Here is an 18587-nt window from a genome sequence, read left to right as displayed (position 1 = left end):
TTATCGGTCCGCTGGTTTATCCGAAGTAACCGATACCTCTGGCCATGAGCGCAGCGCAAAGCGCCATCGCAACAATAGCAGTCAGTTCAGTATGCACGATGATTCGCATCCAGCGCCGTTGGCGATCGCTGATCGCTGGAAGTTGCCCCTGGGCAAGCGTTCTGCCCCAGCGAAGAAACTGGATGGTTGGGTAGATAGAGAGCAGGGCGGCGATGGCAAAGAGGGTGAGCTTTGCGTGGAAGGCGCTGTTGTGAAGATAATAACTAGCGCCTTTTTCATAGACGAATACCCTCAGAAATCCCACCACCAGCAGCAGCGTGGCAGAAGCACCCAGTACCCGATCTGCGATACGAATCTTGCGTGCATTTTGCAATGTGAATTGCTGCCCCAGCAGCACCAGTTGCATGGTAAGAACCGCGGTCATTGCGAGGAAGGCCAGATGGTGCAGGAAGGCAAACAGTGCGGGCATAACCGCTCCCATGGATTTTTATCGATTCAGGAGACGTTATCACAGCTGCGTATTAGATGGAGCCGGCGGTAACCTGCCGGGGCCCATAAACCCACTGACTTCTGTACAAAAAACCACCTATTTGCGGTGCGCTGTGCGGTGGGTTCGCGTCGCCCTTTGAACCGGCTGCGCCTCTCCGCCATAATCCGGCTCTTTCGAGCAAAATAACGAGACTCTCGCAGTATGACCGAGCCCTCAGTCTACGAAGCATCCGAACGCCAGCATTTGGCGGAATATACCGAGAAGGCGTACCTGGACTACTCCATGTACGTGATCCTCGACCGCGCCCTGCCCAATATCGGCGACGGCCTGAAGCCGGTTCAGCGCCGCATTGTTTACGCCATGAGCGAGCTGGGGCTGAAGAACACCGCCAAATACAAGAAGTCCGCACGTACCGTGGGCGACGTGATTGGTAAGTACCACCCGCACGGCGACAGCGCCGTGTACGAGGCGATGGTGCTGATGGCGCAGCCGTTCAGCTACCGCTACCCGCTGGTGGACGGCCAGGGCAACTGGGGCTCCCCGGACGATCCCAAGTCCTTCGCGGCCATGCGTTATACCGAATCCCGCATGGGCAAATACTCCGAGGTACTGCTGTCCGAGCTGGGGCAGGGCACCGTCGACTGGCAGCCGAACTTCGACGGCACTATGGACGAACCGGCGGTACTGCCGGCGCGGGTACCCAATATCCTGCTGAACGGCACCACCGGTATTGCCGTGGGTATGGCCACGGATATTCCGCCGCACAACCTGCGCGAGGTGGTGGATGCCACCGTACATCTCTTGGAGAACCCCAAGGCTACGGTCAGCGAGCTGTGCGAGTACATCCAGGGCCCGGATATGCCCACCGAGGCAGAAATCATTACCCCGCGTGGCGACCTGCATAAGCTGTACGAGACAGGTAAGGGTTCGGTCAAAATGCGTGCGGTGTGGACCAAGGAAGATGGCGACATCGTCATCACCGCGCTGCCCTATCAGGCCAGTGGCTCCAAGGTGCTGGAGCAGATTGCCGCACAGATGCAGGCGAAGAAACTGCCTATGGTCAGCGACCTGCGGGATGAGTCGGACCATGAAAACCCCACGCGCCTGGTGATCGTGCCCAAGACCAATCGGGTGGACCTGGAGCAGGTAATGAATCACCTGTTTGCCACTACCGACCTGGAGAAGAGCTACCGGGTCAACATGAACATGATCGGCATCGACGGTCGCCCGCAGGTGAAGTCCCTCGACAAGATCCTGTCCGAATGGCTGAGCTTCCGCACCGTCACCACTCGCCGTCGTCTGCAGTTCCGCCTCGACAAAGTAGAAAGGCGACTGCACCTGTTGGATGGTTTGCTGATCGCCTTCCTCAACATCGACGAAGTGATCGAGATCATCCGCACCCACGACGAGCCCAAGGCGGCGTTGATGGAGCGCTTCGGGCTTTCCGATGTGCAGGCGGAATATGTGCTCGACACCAAGTTGCGTCAGCTGGCGCGCCTTGAGGAAGTGAAGATCCGCGGTGAGCAGGCAGAGCTGGAAAAAGAGCGCGATACCCTGACCAAAACCCTGGAAAGTGAGCGTCGTCTCAAGACCCTGATCAAGAAAGAACTGCTGGCGGCTGCGGATGAGTTCGGTGATGAGCGTCGCTCGCCCATCGTCGCACGGGAAGAGGCCAGAGCCTTCAGCGAAACCGAGCTGCTCACCTCAGATCCGATCACCGTGGTGCTGTCTGACAAGGGCTGGATTCGCCAGGCCAAGGGCCACGATATCGATCCCACGTCGCTCAGTTACAAAGCCGGCGACGGCTTCAAGTACGCCGCTCGCGGCAAGAGCAATCAGCCGGCGCTGCTGCTTGACAGCACCGGGCGCAGTTACGCCATTGCCTCGCACACACTACCTTCCGCGCGGGGCCAGGGCGAGCCGCTATCCGGCCGTATCAACCCGCCATCCGGCGCCACTTTCGAGGGGCTGCTGATGGGCGGCGACGACCAGAAAGTGTTGCTGGCCAGCGATGCCGGCTATGGCTTTATCGCCACCTTCGCCGACCTGCAGTCCCGCAACAAGGCCGGTAAGGCGATGCTGAGCCTGCCGAAAAACGCGCGGGTACTGCCGCCGCAGGAAATCGAAAATCCCGAGTCTGCACTGCTCGCCGCCGTTACCAGCGAGGGCCGCATGCTGGTGTTCCCGGTAACGGAACTGCCGCAGCTGTCCAAAGGCAAGGGCAACAAGATCATCAATATCCCGTCCGCCCGCGCCGCCAGCCGGGAAGAAGTTGTGGTGGGTATTGCGGTGCTGGAAGGCAACGATGTGTTGCTGGTCCACGCCGGCAAGCGCCACACCAAGATCAAGGTGTCCGAGCTGGAGCACTATCAGGGAGAGCGGGGCCGCCGCGGCAACAAACTGCCGCGCGGTTTCCAGAAGGTGGATAAAGTGGAAGTGCAGGAAAAATAAACTCCCGGCAGTGACACCGAGTAAGCTTCACCGCAAATAAAAAGGGCAGCCAATTGGCTGCCCTTTTTATTTACCGTTTATTTTTCACTTGTTTATCGCATTTGGATTCAGGCCGGCTCTACTTTCCGTTTCGCTTTCTCGGAGGCCACTTGAGCTTTTGGCTCAGGTGTCGCCGCCGGTGCCGGTACTGGTTTCGCAGCCATATTGTCGATCCGCAGCAGCCAGGCAATGGCCGGTACCAGGATCAGCGCGCCGAGCATATTCCACAGGAACATGAAGGTCAGCAGCAGGCCCATATCGGCCTGGAACTTGATCGGTGAGAAGACCCAGGTGGCGACACCAATGCCGAGGGTGACACCGGTAAAGGCCACCGCCTTGCCGGTCTGGTGCAGGGTATAGGTGTAGGACTCCACCAGGTTTTTGCCTTGTGCCAGGGCTTCGCGCACCTTGCTGAAAATGTAGATGCCGTAGTCCACGCCGATGCCCACACCGAGGGCGATCACCGGCAGGGTGGCGACCTTCACGCCGATACCCATCAGCGTCATCAGCGCTTGCCCCAGCAGCGAAGTCAGCATCAGCGGCAGCACCACTGCCAGCACAATGCGCGGCGAGCGGAAGGTGAGCAGGCAGAGGGCGATGACCACGCCGTAGACCCAGATCAGCATTTCCGTTTGTGCCTTTTCGATCACGTCATTGGTCGCGGCTTCAATACCGGCGTTGCCAGCGGCCAGCAGGAATTCCACCGAGTCCGGCGTGCGCTCGGCGTTAAAAGCGCGCATCGCGGCGACCACGCGATCCAGGGTTTCCGCCTTGTGATCGTTGAGGAACACCAGCACCGGCGCCATGGTGCACTCGGAATTGATCAGGCCTTCCGGTGCTTTGGCCACCGAGGCATTGGTGATGAACTGGTTGCGGTTGAGTCCGTACCATTTCAGCGAGCCCTCGTTCATACCGAAGTTGCCGAACTTGGAGACATCCGCCACCGAGGTGACCTTCTGTACACCCGGCACATTGCTGAGGTGGGCCGACAACTGATCCATCCACACCAGATTACCGTAGGCGACGCACTGCTCGGCTTCGGTTTTCGCCATTACCACGAACACGTCGGTGCTGGTGCTGTAGTTTTCCACCAAGTAGGCGTTGTCGCGGTTGTAGCGAGAGTCCGGGCGCAGTTCCGGGGCACCGGCGTCGAGGTCGCCGATTTTCATGAATTGCGCGTAGTAGGCGCCGGCGCCGCACAGGATCAGGGCAATGGCCAGCATCGCTTTGGCCTGGCGCGGGTGCGCGAAGCGGGCGAACAGGCGCTCCACCAGCGAGGCCTTGTCCTGCTGCGCGCGCGCATAGGCGATACCGCCTTTGGAGACACCCACGAAGCTGGCGATGATCGGCAGCGCTACCAGGTTGGTGACTATGATCACGGCCACCCCGATACTGGCGGCGATGGCCAGCTCGCGGATGACGCCGATGTCGATCACCATCAGGGTGGTGAAACCGATGGCGTCGCTCACCAGTGCGGTGATGCCGGCCAGGTACAGGGAGCGGAACGCGAGTTTGGCCGCGGTCAGTTTGTCTGCACCCTGTACGGTGTTATGGACCACCGCGCTGATGATCTGCACCCCGTGGCTGACGCCGATAGCGAACACCAGGAAGGGCACCAGCATGGAGTAGGGGTTGATGCCGTAGCCCAGCAGGTTGAGTACGCCCAGCTGGCAGAACACCGCAAAGATGGAGCAGGCGAGTACCGCAAAGGTGCTGCGCAGGCAGCGGGAGTAGAGCCACAGCAGGGCGAAGGTGATGAACACCGCGAGCACGAAGAACAGCACTACCTGCACCGCGCCGTCGATCAGGTCGCCGATGACCTTGGCGAAGCCGACGATGCGAATCTGTGCCTGGTCGCTGCTGTATTTGTCGCGCACATTCTGCTCGAGGAAATCCGACAGCTCGCGGTAATCCAGCGGCAGTCCGGTTTCCGGGTTCACGTCCTGTAGCGGCGCCAGCACGATCGCGGAGCGGAAGTCGTTGCCTACCAGCACGCCAACCTGGCCGGATTTGAACACGTTTGCCTTCAGGCGCGCGAGCATGGCCTCGCTGCCGTCGTAACCATTGGGAATCACCGCGCCGCCGACAAATCCCTCTTCGGTGACTTCCTGCCAACGTACGTTGGGTGTCCACAGGGACTTCATCCCGTCGCGGTTCACTCCGGGGACATAGAACACCTCGTCGGTGACCTGCTTCAGCACTTCCTGGAATTCAGGGGTGAAGATGTCGCCTTGCTTGCTCTCCACCACGATGCGCACCACGTTGCCGAGGTCCGCCAGCTCCTGGCGGTAATCCATGTAGTTGTTAATGAACTCATGGTTGCCGGGAATCATTTTGGTAAAGCTGGCTTCGGGGCGCACCTGCAGGCCCTGCCAGCTAAGGAATACCAGTAACAGGGACAGTACAGACAACGCCAGCGCGCGCTGCCCGAACACCAGAGATTCGAAAAATGCCTGTACCCCGGAGGCCGGTGCAGCAGCTTGTTGGTTCGGAATTGTATTGCTCATGCTTGCCGCTACCTCAGTTCATGTTCCAGGCGGTGACGCCGAACTGGCCCGCCAGAATCAATTGCTCGCCCTCTACTGCCACTGCGGAGAATGCCGCACCGGAGGGGTGTTTGCGCACGGTGATGTCGTCGGGCTGCGCGATGGAGAAGCTGGCGACCAGGCCGCCGTGGCCCACCAGTACGACGCGACCGCGGTCATCGATGGTGCCGCCGAGGAGGCTGGCACCGGCATCCAGCTGGTGGTGCTGCCAGCTGTTGCCATCGTCGCGGGAAACCAGCACATGCCCCTGCAGGCCGAAGGCCACCAGGTTGCGGGAGCCAGCTTGGCTGACGATGCCAAACAGGCTGCCGTCGTAGGGCAGTTCCATGGCTGCCCAGCTGTCGCCGTTGTCGCGGGAGACAAAGCCCGTACCGCTCTCACCGACGATATACAGGCTTCCATCGGCACCGCGGGTGATGGCGTTGAGGTGAAAGCGGTTGGGGTTGTCGAGACCGGCGCTGGCGAGCTGCCAGCTTTCGCCGCCGTTATCGCTGCGCAACAGGGTGCCGTAGGCACCGGTGGCGAAGAGCCGCTGGTCGCTGGCGGCAACGACATCGAGCAGCGGCTTGTTGGGGCCGCTTTCCAGTTCGGCCTGGGTGTCTTCGAGGGCGAATTCGAGCTCTTCCAGCTGGTAACCCAGTTCGTCGATATCGGCGTCTTCCTCCGGGTTGTCGATCTGTTGCTGCAGCTGGTCGCGGCGCGACTCCAGTGCGGCGATCTGCAAGCGGGTGAGGTCGTAGCCGTCAAACACCTTCTGCCAGGCACCGTCGCGGACCCGGTGCAGGATGGCTGCGTCGTGGCCCACCGCCACGGCACTGCCGCCGGCGAGTGTTGCGACCGAGGTGAGGCCTACGCTCACGGGAGAATCCAGCTGTTGCCACTGGCCATCGGACTGCCACTGCAGCAACAGGCCGCGCTCACCGGTCAGCAGGTAGCCGGCGTCCAGCGGGTACAGGTTGGTGATGACGCCTTGGGCGGCGCGGCTGCTCTGCAGCGCCGGTGTTTGCAGCAGCTCGACCTTGGCACTGGCGGCCAGGGGCTGGGCAGCGATCATTGCCGACAGCAGAAGCTGGGGGATAGAAAGTCTTGAAAGTCTCATAAGTCGCTTTGCGTGTTTATTATTCGTTCGCCCGATTATCTGGTAGCGGATTCGCGACTCGATATGTCATTCGCGCCAAATCATTATCCGAGCCCGCAGGGTCGTTCTCGCCCGCGACCAAGTCATCTCTCGAAATGGCTGTGAATTTTCGGTGGTCAGGAGTCACAGATTCCTGCGCAACAGGCCAGATTGTTACGGCATCCTGAATTGAGTGTTGATAGACTACCGTCCAATTATGTTCACTGTCATAAAAGTCAGGATAAAAAAGTGAATATTGAACACGCGGTGATGAGTGGCTGGCTGATCCTGATGGTCAGGGCCATGCAGGCTTGTGATATCGATGTGCCGGAGGCGCTGGCGGCCTGTGAAATTGACTGGGAGGAGCTCGGGGATCTGGAATCCAGGGTGACTCTCACCAAACTGGTGGAGCTGCTGAACTATGCCAGCACCCGCGCCCCTGGGCGGGATATGCGAGTGCTGATGGCAGAAAACTTCCACCCCAGTATGTTGCATGTACTGGGCTACGCCATGATGTCAGCGCCCAGCCTGTGCGAGAGCCTCGATTACATCGTGCGTTACCGGCGTATCGTTTCCAGCCTGTGCAATGTGCGTCTGCAAGAAGTGACCGGCGGTTTTGAATTCGGTATTCGCCCGGTGCGCCTTGAACAGCGTGTAGTGCCGGGGCTGGGCATGCGCGAGGCGGAGGTCTTTATTGCCTCGCTGGTCAAGTTCGCGCGGGACCTGGTTAGCAGCGATCTTACACCGCTGTGTGTTTATCTGGAGGCCGAGCAGCCCAGGCAAGCGGTGGATCCTCTGCAGGAATTCTTCGGTTGCGAAATCCACTATGGCTACAGCTATAACGCGGTGGTTTTCCGGCAGCAGCACGCCAAGCGCAAGCTGCTGACTCACAACAGTTTTCTCGCCCGCAGCCACGAGGCCATGCTGGATGAGTACCTGGCCCGGGTGGACAAAAGTGACCTGGTGAATCTGATTCGTTGCAAGATCTACGACTATCTGCCGGGTAGTGCGCCAGCACAGACCGAGGTGGCTGAGGATCTGGGCATGAGTCTGCGCAACTTGCAGCGTCGGCTGAGTGAGCAAGGCACCAGCTACAAGGAAATCCTTGAGCAAACGCGCAGGAAGCTGGCCGTCAAATACATGGGGCAGGCCAACCTGTCCCTGGGCGAAATCGGTTACCTGGTGGGCTTTTCATCGGTCACCAATTTCAATCGGGCATTCAAGCGCTGGACCGGGCTGACACCCGGTGACTACCGGGAAAACCAAGTGGTGCATCACCTTAATTAAGCCGGTGCTTTTTTGCTGTCACTGGCACCCCGATCCCTGTGCGGCATGTACGGATAAACAACTGGCACGTAACGCACATTGAACGGGATCGACCCTTGGCGGCTCTCGTTTTAAGTTTTCCCATGCATGAATGGGAGAACACCAATGCCTATAAGAATAAATTTTTCTGGTTTCAATCGAGTTTTGCTCGCTGCCGCCATCAGCGCTGCCGTAGTACCCGCACAGGCCGCCGAGTTTTATTTCGGTGCAGACGATGACATTTCTCTGCGGGTGAACTCGCAGCTGGACGTCGGTGCAAGCTGGCGTCTTGGCGACGCAGATCCTTACTTTATCGGTTACCTCAACGGCGGAACCGGTTTTACCAGCACCACTGATGACGGCAATCTGAACTTCGAAAAAGGCGAGACCTTTTCAAAAATTATCAAGGGCGTGCACGACATCGAGCTGTCGAAAGACAACTTCGGAATGTTCCTGCGGGTTAAATACTGGTACGACAAAGAGCTGGAAGACGAGAATCGCGCGCACGGTACCAACTCGAATAATTACGCAGCCAATAGGCCTCTTTCCGACGAAGGCTTTTCCGAATTTGCCAAATTCTCCGGTCTTTCGGTACTGGATGCCTACACCTACCTGGATACGGAAATTGCCGAGATGCCCGTCAGCCTGCGCCTCGGGCGCCAGGTGTTGAGCTGGGGTGAAAGTACCTTTATCCAGGGCGGCATCAATGCCATCAACCCGGTAGATGTGAGCGCATTCCGACGCCCGGGTGCGGAACTGAAAGAAGGCCTGCTGCCAGTGGGAATGGGGTACTTCAACGCCGGTGTTACCGAAAACCTGAGCATCGAAGGTTTTTACCAATACGAGTGGGAGAAAACCCAGATCGACGGTTGCGGCACCTACTTTTCTTCCGCGGACTATGCGGCGGACGGCTGTGATCGCGTAACCATTCAGCTTGCAGATCAGGCCGCGGTGGAGCAGGGCTTTTATGCGCAGCGTCTGACAGATATCGAACCGGAAGATGGCGGTCAGTACGGTCTTGCCGCGCGCTACTATGCAGCTGCGCTGAACGATACCGAGTTCGGTGTTTACTTCATGAATATTCACTCGCGCATGCCTTACGTCAGCGCGATTCGCTCTTCTGTGCCGGCAACGGGCGCGACCGACCAGCTTGGAAACCCGCTGATTTTTGTCCCTGAATCTCTGGACCCAACCGGTGGCCAACTGTCGGCGTTGAACCCCGGCTATCAGGTGAGCTTTCCCGAAGACTTGAAAGTATACGGTCTGAGTTTTGCCACCAATGTGTCCGGCATCGCCCTGTCCGGTGAGTTGTCCTACAAGCCCGACACCCCGGTGCAGATCAACGGCACCGATGTTCTTTACGGCGCACTGACGGAAAGCCCGATATTCACCTTTTCCAACCGAGTGAACGCGGTCGGCTATGGAGAGGCAGTCGCCGGATTTGACACCTTCGACCAGACCCAATTGCAGGTTACCGCAATCAAGTTCTTCGAGCGCGTACTCGGCGCTTCACGCCTGGCACTGATTGGTGAAGTGGGTGTGTCCATGCTGGACGGGGTGGAAGATTCCGACCAGCGCTACGGCCGCAACACCGTGTTTGGTATTGGCGATTTCGATCTGGGTAACGGTGTGAATTGCTCCAACCTGGTGGCGATGGGGCAGATCGACAGTGACTGTCGCGCCGACGGTTATGTTACCGACTCCGCCTGGGGTTATCGCGCGCGCGCGGCACTGGAATACCCCAATGTGTTTGCCGGTATTTCCCTGAACCCGACACTGGCCTGGTCCCACGACGTGGATGGTTACTCCGCGGAGCCCGGTCAGCAGTTTAACGAGGGCGCCAAGTCCCTCGGCCTGGCAGTGGAAGCCGTGTACAAGCTGAAGTACAGCGCGACCCTCGGTTACACCGCGTTCGACGGTGGCAACCACAACATTCTGGAAGACAAGGATTTCGTATCCCTGAGCTTCAAACTCTCCTACTAAGTAAGAGGTAGCAGACATGAAAAAGACCATGCATAAAAAAATGACTGTGGCAGCGATGCTGCTGATGTCGCTGGTAGCGGGAAGCGCAGTTGCCAAGGTTTCCGAACAGGATGCAGCCAAGCTGGGTGATTCCCTGACGCCACTGGGTGCGGTAAAAGCGGGCAATGCGGAAGGCAGTATTCCCGCCTGGAACGGCGGCCTGATCAGCGGTGGTGAAGTGGCCAAAGCCAACGGCGACCCCGGTCGTCCGGTAAATCCATTTCCGGAAGACAAGCCGCTGTTCGAGATCACCAACGCCAACCTGGATCAGTACAAAGACAAACTGAGCCCGGGCCAGCTGGCCATGTTCAAGAAGTACCCGGAATACCGCATGCCGGTATACCAGACCCGTCGCACCGCGGCCTACCCTGAGTCCCTCTACGACGTGGTGAAGAAAAACGCCGTCAATGCAGAGCTGGTCTCCGGCGGCAACGGCGTGACCAACTTCGACACCGTGATTCCCTTCCCGATGCCGCAGAGCGCACTGGAAGTGGTGTGGAACCACATTACTCGTTACCGCGGCGGTTCCGCTATTCGCAACACCACCGCAATTCCGGTGCAGGCGGACGGTTCCTTTGTACCGGTGAAGTTCACCGACCAGCTGGTGTGGCCTGAATTCCTCGACGGTGGCCGCGACGACAAGGGCGACGACAATGTGTTGTTCTACTACCTGCAGCAGATCACCGCACCGGCGCGTCTTACAGGTACCGCGCTGCTGGTACACGAAACCGTGGACCAGGTGAAAGAAGCCCGTCGCGCCTGGGTCTACAACGCCGGCCAGCGCCGTGTGCGCCGCGCGCCGAACGTGGCTTATGACGGTCCTGCCGAAGGCACCGACGGCCTGCGCACTGCCGACAACCTGGACATGTACAACGGTGCCCCGGACAAGTACGAGTGGAAACTGATCGGCAAGCGTGAAATGTACATCCCGTACAACGACTACAAGCTGATGGATACGGCACTGAAGTATGACGACATCGTGCAGGCCGGCCACCTAAACCCGGAGCACCTGCGCTATGAGCTGCACCGGGTGTGGGAAGTGGAGGCAACCCTGAAAGACGGCGAGCGCCATATCTACGCCAAGCGCACCATGTTCCTGGACGAAGATACCTGGGGCGTGTCGGTCGTGGACCACTACGATGGCCGCGGCAATTTGTGGCGCCTGGGTGAGGGCCACAACGTGATGTTCTACGACGTGGGTACCCCCTGGATGTCCGCCGAGGTATTTCACGACCTGGATTCCGGCCGCTACCTGGTGACCGGTCTGGCGAACGAGGAACCGAAGTTCATGGAGTGGGGCAACAAGGTTAACCGCCGGGACTTCTCTTCCGCCGCACTGCGCAGAATCGGCCGCTAAACAATCTCTCTATTGCGGTGTCCTCGCAATTTCTCTTGGGCCGGCTTTGCCGGCCTTTTTTTATCCTGTGTTATCCACACCTTCGCCTGTTTCATCCCCGTCGGCGCCGGCCGAATCCCCGCAGCCTGGCGGAACTTTTGCCTCTTCGCGCCTACCACGTCTCTCCCCGATATTTTTGCGGTTGACATCCGCACCCAAGTGGGGCAATTTTGAATACATTAATGTATACAAAAAAATAAACAACTGCATACCGGGGTTCCGGTGTGCGCCTGCGATGCGAGAAAGGCGAGGAAGGAGAGACCTGTGAAGCGAGAAACTGCCACTTTGTGGATTCGCAATCCATTGGCCTGTAGTGATGATGACGCCGGCGGCGGCGTCGTTATCGACGGCAACCGGATTGTGGAAAAGGTGCCTGCCGGTGGCCGGCCCAGTGTGCCGCCAGACGAGGTGTTCGATGCCTCGCAACACGTACTACTACCGGGCCTGATCAATACCCACCACCATTTCTACCAGACTCTCACCCGCGCCTATTCCCCGGCGCTCAACAAAGAACTTTTCCCCTGGCTGGTGACGCTTTATGACGTCTGGGCCAATCTCGATGAAGAGCAACTCAGTGTCGCCAGCGAGCTGGCAATGGCAGAGCTGCTGATGTCGGGCTGTACCACCGCGGCAGATCACCACTACATATTTTCCGGAGCCCTGGCGAACGCCATTGATTGCCAGGTGGAGGCGGCGCGCAAACTCGGGGTGCGCGCGGCGCTGACTCGCGGCTCCATGAGCCTTGGCAAAGAGGACGGCGGCCTGCCACCCCAGGCCGTGGTCCAGGACGAACAGACGATTCTCGATGACAGCCAGCGCCTGATCGATCGTTACCACCAGCGCGGCGAAGGCGCGGAGATTACGGTGGCACTGGCTCCCTGCTCGCCGTTTTCCGTAAGTCGTGAATTGATGCGGGAAAGTGCGCGCCTGGCTGAGAGCAGCGATGTGCGGTTGCACACCCACCTTGCCGAGACCGGTGATGAAACCGAATTCTGCCAGCGCCTGTTTGGCATGCGTCCACTGGATTACCTGGAGGACTGTGGCTGGCTGTCGGGCCGTACCTGGCTGGCGCACGGCATCCACTTTGACGACGCTGAAATCCAGCGCCTGGGCAGCGCCGGCACCGGTATCGCCCACTGTCCTTCTTCCAACATGGTACTGGGCTCCGGACTGTGCCGGACTCTGGAACTGGAGGCGGCGGGTGCGCCGGTGGGTCTGGCGGTGGATGGCTCCGCGTCGGCGGATCACTCGAACCTGTTACAGGAAATGCGCCAGGCCCTGTTGCTTGGTCGCCTGCGTTACAGCCCCGCGGAGGTAACCCATCAGGCGGTGATCCGCTGGGCTACCGAAGGTTCTGCACGCTGCCTCGGGCGCTCGGATATCGGCACCCTGGAGCCGGGCAGCCAGGCAGACCTGGCGCTGTTCCGTCTCGATGAGCTGCGTTTTTCCGGTGCGGAAAATCCGCTGGCCGCGCTGCTGCTCTGCGGCGCCAGCCGCGCAGACCGGGTGATGGTTGCGGGGCGCTGGCGGATCCTCGAAGGCCTACCGGTCGACCTGGACCTGGAGGCGCTGATGGCGCGACACGGCCAGGCCGCGCAGCGCTTGCGTCGTGCACTCTGAATCCGAAAAAACTGAACAACGACCTGAACAACTACCTGAATAACGATAAAAATCAGGAGAAATTCCAATGTCTAGCATCTCTACAGGCCCGCAAGTGGCCAACGGGACAGTTGCGCCCGAAAATCGTGATGTGAACTACATGCCGCCGCTGACGCGAGCGGTGCCCCTCGGTATCCAGCATGTTCTGGCCATGTTCGTGGCCAATGTCACGGTACCGATTGTGATTGCCGGTGCTGCCGGCTTATCCGCGGAAGACACCGCCTTTATGGTACAGGCGGCGATGTTTGTCGCCGGCGTCGCAACCCTGATCCAGTCGCTGGGAATTGGCCGCATCGGTGCGCGCTTGCCCATTGTTATGGGCACCAGTTTTGGCTTTGTACCGGTGCTGATTCCCATCGCCGTGGGGATGGGGGTGCCCGCGGCACTGGGTGCCGGTCTCTGTGGCGGTATCGCCATGGCCCTGGTGGGGTTCTTCTTGCCCTGGCTGCGGACCCTGTTTCCGCCCATCGTGACCGGCACCTTTGTCATCATGCTGGGTATTCTGCTGATGCCGGTAGGCTTTGCGTATATCGGTGGCGGTTACGGCGCCGAGGATTTTGGATCGCTGCAGCATATTTCCCTGGCGGCGCTGGTGTTTTTCGTAACCGTGGGGCTGCACCAGTTTGGCCGCGGCATCTGGTCAGAAGCCGCGCCACTACTGGGACTGCTGGTGGGATTTGTGACGGCCATTGGATTTGGCATTGTCAATTTTGACAAGGTTGCCGAGGCGAGCTGGATTTCACTGCCGCGGCCGTTTGCCATCGGGATTGAATTTCATATGGCGGCGATCGTGCCGGTGGTGCTGCTGTCGCTGGTTACATGTGCGGAATCTATAGGCGATATCGTCGGTACCACCGCCGGCGGCCTGAACCGGGCTCCGACCCAGCGCGAGCTGTCTGGCGGCGTCATGGCCGACGGGCTCACCACGGTGTTTGCCGGGATCTTCAACAGTTATCCACAGATCAGTTTCAGCCAGAACGTGGGCATGGTGGCGCTCACCGGTGTCGTCAGCCGCTATGTGGTTGCCATTGGTGGTGGCTTTCTCGCGATTGCCGGACTGGTGCCGAAACTGGGCGCGCTGATCACCAGCATCCCCAGCGGTGTGCTGGGCGGGGCCGTGATCATCATGTTCGCGATGATTGGCAGTGCCGGTATCCAGATGCTGAGCCAGGTTGAATTCAACAAGCGCAATATGATGGTGATCGGGTTGTCACTGGCGGTGGCCATCGGCCTGCCGGCGAACGAGGGGCTGTACATCAATCTGTCGGAAAACCTGCAGGCGATTATTGAATCGGGGCTGATTCCCGCGGCGATTACGGCGATAGTGCTGAACCTGGTGTTGCCGGGGCGCGAGCGTGAGCTGGGCGAAACGGCTGAACCTGAAATGACGGTCGGGGAAATCAGCGCACAATCACTTTAGGGTCTCTGCTCGATCAGCGGTCCGGCGCCGTATGTCTGCGCCGGGTCGCTGTTGTCATCTCCACTCCTGAACAGTTGCCGGTTGTGGCTTTTACCTCCTTTGCTCCGATTCCATTCATTCGCTTGTCATTCTCTCTTCAGCTTTCCTTCATTCGTCCATTCCTATCTCTGACACTGGCTCTGACATTGGCATTGCCTCGGAGCTGAATTCCCGGTCACCGGATGTTTACGGATGCTTGTCACTCGGGGCTAACTTGCCAAATTCGTAAGCATGCTTACAATAAGCACCCTCAAAAATGCCCGGAATGTAAAAAATCCGTGAATAAAACCGATACCGCAGCCCAATTGGGCTTCGAGTTACATACTGCCGCGCGCCTGTTAAAACGCAATTTTGACCGCCGCGCCAAAAGTCATGGGCTGACCCGTTCCCGCTGGCAGGTCCTTTGGATCCTGAATAAAGACCAGGGGCTGAAGCAGGCGGCGTTGGCCGAGCGCATGGACGTAGCCCCGATTACCCTGACCCGCCAGATAGACCTGCTGGAATCTGAGGGGCTGGTGGAACGCCGGCCCGATCCCCAGGACCGGCGTTGCTTCCGTATTTTTCTTACCGATGCCGCGGCCCCAGTGCTGGAAACTCTCCAGGGCCTCGCTGGACATACCCGTGCCCAGGCACTGGCAGGTATCAGCGCGGATGAGCAGCGGCAATTGATGCATTTACTGAGCCGGGTGCGTGAAAACCTGAGCCGAGAGGAGACGGTCGAGTGACTGAGGTCGTGAATAAAATGAAATCCCGCCCACTGGCGTTTGGCTTTGGTATCGCTATCGCCGGCGCTATCGCCGCCTGGTGCATCTGGGGTGGTGGCAACAGCGTACACACCGACAATGCCTACGTGAAAGCCGACAAGCTGTCCCTCGCGCTGGAAGTCAGCGGCATCGTCGCCGAGGTGCCCATCAAGGCCAACCAGCACGTGAACAAGGGCGATCTGCTGGTGCAGTTGGACGACACCACCTTCCGTCTGGCCGTGGCGGAAGCCGAGGCCCATCTCGCGCAGATGAAAAACCAGGTACACGCCCGCCAGGCGGATTACGCCGAGGCAGAGGCGGAGTTGCAGCAGGCCCAGACCGATGCGGAATTCTACCGCCGCCAGCTGGACCGCAATGAAAAGCTCGGCAAGGTCGCGCTGTCGGAATCTCAGTTGGACGAGTCTCGCCAGAAGCTGGATCAGGCCCGCGCGAAAATTGCCATCAGTTCGGAAAAGCTTGCGAGCCTGCGTGCAGAGCTGGGGGGGAATTCCCAGGTGCCGCTGGAGCAGCAGGCCGATGTGATGGTGGCCCAGGCACAGCTGGAAAAAGCCCGTTATCAGCTCTCCCGCACCCGCATCGTGGCGCCGGTGTCTGGCGTCATCGCCAACCAGACGCCACAGGTGGGTGAACTGGCCGTGACCGGTATGTCTGTGGTGACACTGCTCAGCACCGATGACATGTGGATAGAAGCCAACCTGAAGGAAACCCAGCTGGAACATGTACACGCGGGGCAACAGGCGGAAATCACCGTGGATGCCTACCCCGGCGTCAAATTCCAGGCGCTGGTGGAAAGCCTGAGTGGCGCTGCCGGCAGTGAGTTCGCGCTGATCCCAGCGCAGAATGCCAGTGGCAACTGGGTGAAAGTGGTACAGCGGGTACCGGTGCGCCTGCGCCTGCTGCCGGTGGACCATGTTTCTGACAGCCCGGTCCCGGTGCTGCGTGCGGGCATGAGTGCGGAAGTGGTGATCGATACTGCGGAAGACAAAAAGCTGGTTTCTGCCCGCGCCGCCAATGGCGATGACAGCCGTGTCGTACTTTAAGCGGTCGCGCCTGACCGCGAGTCGATTGGTGTAAGTCAGTGGGTATGAGACAACGGGTATGAAACGGGTATGAGTCAAACGGCACAAGCCAGCGCCCAGACTGCGCCGGGGCCCCAGGCCAAAGCGCGCGGTGGTGAACTGATGGTGGCCCTCAGCGTCATGCTGGCCACCATCATTCAGGTACTCGACACCACCATCGCCAACGTCGCCCTGCCACATATGCAGGGCAGTCTCGGCGCCAGCAGCGACCAGATTACCTGGGTGCTCACCTCCTACATCGTCGCCGCCGCCATCATGACTGCGCCGGTGGGCTTTCTCGCCCAGCGCTTCGGTCGCCGCCAGCTGTTCCTGTGGTCGGTAGGTGGTTTCACCATTACCTCCATGCTTTGCGGCCAGGCCAGCAGCCTGAATGAAATGATCCTGTGGCGCGTACTTCAAGGTGTATTCGGTGCATCGCTGGTGCCGCTGTCCCAGGCCACCTTGCTCGACACCTATCCCAAGGAAAAGCATGCCTCCGCCATGGGAATCTGGGGCGTCGGTGTGATGATCGGCCCGATCCTCGGCCCCACACTCGGCGGCTGGCTCACCGAGTACTACTCCTGGCGCTGGGTGTTCTACATCAACCTGCCGTTCGGCATCCTGTCCATGCTCGGGATCTATTTCTTCGTACCCGAGACCGAAACCCGCAAGCTGCGCTTCGACGCCTTTGGCTTCGCCATGCTCGCGCTGGCGGTAGGCGCACTGCAAATGCTGCTGGACCGGGGCGAACAGGTGGAGTGGTTCGAGGCACTGGAAATCCAGCTTTACGCCATCGCCGCGGCGCTCGGCCTGTATCTGTTTATCGTGCACTCGCGCACCACCAGCAACCCTTTCCTGTCACCGGGACTGTTCCGCGACAAGAACTATGCCTCCGGCGTCGTGTTCATTTTCATCGTCGGCATTACCCTGCTCGCCACCATGGCCCTGCTGCCGTCCTTCCTGCAACAGTGGAAAGGCTACCCGGTCGTCACCACCGGCCTGATCCTCATGCCGCGGGGCATCGGCACCATGATCTCGATGATGCTGGTGAGTAAACTGATGCAGCGTTTTGACGCGCGCGGGTTAATTTTGCTGGGAATGGGGTTGATCTCCTTCTCCCTGTGGCAAATGACCGGCTTCAACCTGCAGGTAAGCCAGCACGACCTGATCGTTACCGGTGTTGTACAGGGCCTGGGACTGGGCTTGGTATTCGTCCCCATATCCACCCTGGCCTACGCCACCCTGGAGCCGCGCTTGCGCGGCGAAGCCACCGCCTTGTTCAGCCTGTCGCGTAACCTCGGCAGCAGTATCGGCGTGTCCATCGTGATGGCCGCGCTGACACGTAACCTGTGGATCAACCAGCAGCAGCTGGGCGAGCGGGTTCAGATCCCACCGGGAATGAACCTGCCATCCGCTGACCAGCTCAGCGCACTACCGGCGGAAGTAATGAGCACCATTACCCAACAGGCGGCGGAGATTGCGTACGTGAACGATTTCCAGATGCTGATGTGGATCAATATCGCGGCGATGCCGCTGGTGTTTTTGTTATCGAATCCCGACAGGAAGGGGTGACGCAAATTTTGTAGCTTCCAGGACTCTGTTCGAAGCTACAGGAGTCAGAATGGAAGGGTAGGGGACAGCGGAAGGGTTTTCGGAAGCGTCGGCGACAGGGATGTCGCCGACGCAGCGTACAGGGATGTATTTAAGGGGGGCGCCTAGCCCGGTTCCGAAAACCCTTCCGCTGGCACCTGCCCGCCACAGACTGTATTCGAGATGAGGTTTACTTCACCGGATACCAGGTCTGGGTGCGATAAAAGAAGCCGAGATAGCCCCGTACCATCAGGTTACCGCCTTCTTCCCACATCCGGCAGTCGTATACCTTGCCCTTCACCGGGTCGAGGATCTGTCCGCCCTCGTAGATATCTCCTTTCTTCACCATCCCGGTGATGATATCCATGCCCACAATCTTCTGGCCTTTCTTCGCCCCCGGGCAGGCATCACACACCGTATCGTCCGGCTTCATCAACAGATCCACCACCCGACCGTAATATTTACCGCCTTTCTCATAAACCTCCACGATCGACTTCGCCTGCCCGGTTTCATCATCGATCGTCTTCCAGCGGCCGACAACATCGGCGAAGGCAAGCTGGGTGCTCAACAGCAAAGTGGTAATTGCAAGGAATAGAGTTTTCATAAGGCATCCATCGCTAAGGGAAACAGGGTGTGACCATAACACCATATCTGGTCTATTTCCGCCTCGGGGCATCCACCACAGTGTAGT

General features: G+C 59.3%; 14 protein-coding genes. 9 read left to right on the top strand and 5 right to left on the bottom strand.

Features of this window, described 5'->3' with window-relative positions:
• Positions 1 to 16: 16 nt before the first annotated feature.
• On the bottom strand, positions 17 to 469 hold the full coding sequence (locus tag GRX76_RS18320; RefSeq protein WP_160154599.1) for a DUF2214 family protein: 453 nt from the start codon (positions 467 to 469) through the stop codon (positions 17 to 19).
• A gap of 222 nt (positions 470 to 691) precedes the next feature.
• Between GRX76_RS18320 and parC the strand changes: the two genes are divergently transcribed.
• On the top strand, positions 692 to 2941 hold the full coding sequence (gene parC / locus GRX76_RS18315) for a DNA topoisomerase IV subunit A (RefSeq protein WP_160154598.1): 2250 nt from the start codon (positions 692 to 694) through the stop codon (positions 2939 to 2941).
• Positions 2942 to 3048: 107 nt separating this feature from the next.
• On the opposite strand, the gene GRX76_RS18310 is transcribed toward parC, so the two are convergent.
• Both GRX76_RS18310 and GRX76_RS18305 read right to left on the bottom strand, forming a co-directional pair.
• Positions 3049 to 5487, bottom strand: coding sequence for an RND family transporter (locus GRX76_RS18310; protein ID WP_160154597.1), 2439 nt, complete (start codon positions 5485 to 5487; stop codon positions 3049 to 3051).
• Between the two features lie 13 nt (positions 5488 to 5500).
• Positions 5501 to 6625, bottom strand: a complete 1125-nt coding sequence (locus GRX76_RS18305) for a YCF48-related protein (protein WP_160154596.1) — start codon at positions 6623 to 6625, stop codon at positions 5501 to 5503.
• Between the two features lie 267 nt (positions 6626 to 6892).
• Between GRX76_RS18305 and GRX76_RS18300 the strand changes: the two genes are divergently transcribed.
• The 3 genes from GRX76_RS18300 (at position 6893) to GRX76_RS18290 (ending at position 11327) form a co-directional block, all read left to right on the top strand.
• Positions 6893 to 7930 carry an AraC family transcriptional regulator gene (locus tag GRX76_RS18300; protein WP_201276860.1) on the top strand — a complete coding sequence of 346 codons (1038 nt, stop codon included), beginning with the start codon at positions 6893 to 6895 and terminating at the stop codon, positions 7928 to 7930.
• 144 nt (positions 7931 to 8074) lie between these two features.
• Positions 8075 to 9931, top strand: coding sequence for a DUF1302 domain-containing protein (locus tag GRX76_RS18295; protein WP_160154595.1), 1857 nt, complete (start codon positions 8075 to 8077; stop codon positions 9929 to 9931).
• Between the two features lie 16 nt (positions 9932 to 9947).
• Positions 9948 to 11327 carry a DUF1329 domain-containing protein gene (locus GRX76_RS18290; RefSeq protein ID WP_236250464.1) on the top strand — a complete coding sequence of 460 codons (1380 nt, stop codon included), beginning with the start codon at positions 9948 to 9950 and terminating at the stop codon, positions 11325 to 11327.
• A 60-nt stretch (positions 11328 to 11387) separates the two neighbouring features.
• Here the strand turns inward: GRX76_RS18290 and GRX76_RS18285 are convergent, their stop codons facing one another.
• The gene (locus tag GRX76_RS18285; protein WP_160154594.1) at positions 11388 to 11576 is read right to left on the bottom strand and encodes a hypothetical protein; all 189 of its coding nucleotides are present in this window, start codon (positions 11574 to 11576) and stop codon (positions 11388 to 11390) included.
• A gap of 54 nt (positions 11577 to 11630) precedes the next feature.
• Between GRX76_RS18285 and GRX76_RS18280 the strand changes: the two genes are divergently transcribed.
• From GRX76_RS18280 to GRX76_RS18260, 5 genes are all read left to right on the top strand, one after another.
• On the top strand, positions 11631 to 12986 hold the full coding sequence (locus GRX76_RS18280; RefSeq protein WP_160154593.1) for an 8-oxoguanine deaminase: 1356 nt from the start codon (positions 11631 to 11633) through the stop codon (positions 12984 to 12986).
• A gap of 67 nt (positions 12987 to 13053) precedes the next feature.
• A complete protein-coding gene (locus GRX76_RS18275; RefSeq protein ID WP_160154592.1) occupies positions 13054 to 14445 on the top strand; it encodes a uracil-xanthine permease family protein in 1392 nt (463 codons plus the stop codon).
• 317 nt (positions 14446 to 14762) lie between these two features.
• On the top strand, positions 14763 to 15209 hold the full coding sequence (locus tag GRX76_RS18270; RefSeq protein WP_236250463.1) for a MarR family winged helix-turn-helix transcriptional regulator: 447 nt from the start codon (positions 14763 to 14765) through the stop codon (positions 15207 to 15209).
• Positions 15206 to 16288, top strand: coding sequence for an HlyD family secretion protein (locus GRX76_RS18265; RefSeq protein WP_201276859.1), 1083 nt, complete (start codon positions 15206 to 15208; stop codon positions 16286 to 16288). The genes GRX76_RS18270 and GRX76_RS18265 overlap by 4 nt, the downstream gene beginning before the upstream one ends.
• Before the next feature lie 69 nt (positions 16289 to 16357).
• Positions 16358 to 17878: a DHA2 family efflux MFS transporter permease subunit gene (locus tag GRX76_RS18260; RefSeq protein ID WP_160154590.1), complete on the top strand. Its 1521-nt coding sequence runs from the start codon at positions 16358 to 16360 to the stop codon at positions 17876 to 17878.
• Between the two features lie 208 nt (positions 17879 to 18086).
• Here GRX76_RS18260 and GRX76_RS18255 read toward each other — a convergent pair whose 3' ends face one another.
• On the bottom strand, positions 18087 to 18500 hold the full coding sequence (locus GRX76_RS18255) for a DUF2147 domain-containing protein (RefSeq protein WP_160154589.1): 414 nt from the start codon (positions 18498 to 18500) through the stop codon (positions 18087 to 18089).
• Between the last annotated feature and the right edge of the window lie 87 nt (positions 18501 to 18587).

It is taken from the genome of Microbulbifer sp. ALW1 (assembly GCF_009903625.1).
GTDB lineage: Bacteria > Pseudomonadota > Gammaproteobacteria > Pseudomonadales > Cellvibrionaceae > Microbulbifer.
Note: the sequence above shows the minus strand (reverse complement) of the source record. Positions and strands in the feature narration are given on the sequence as shown.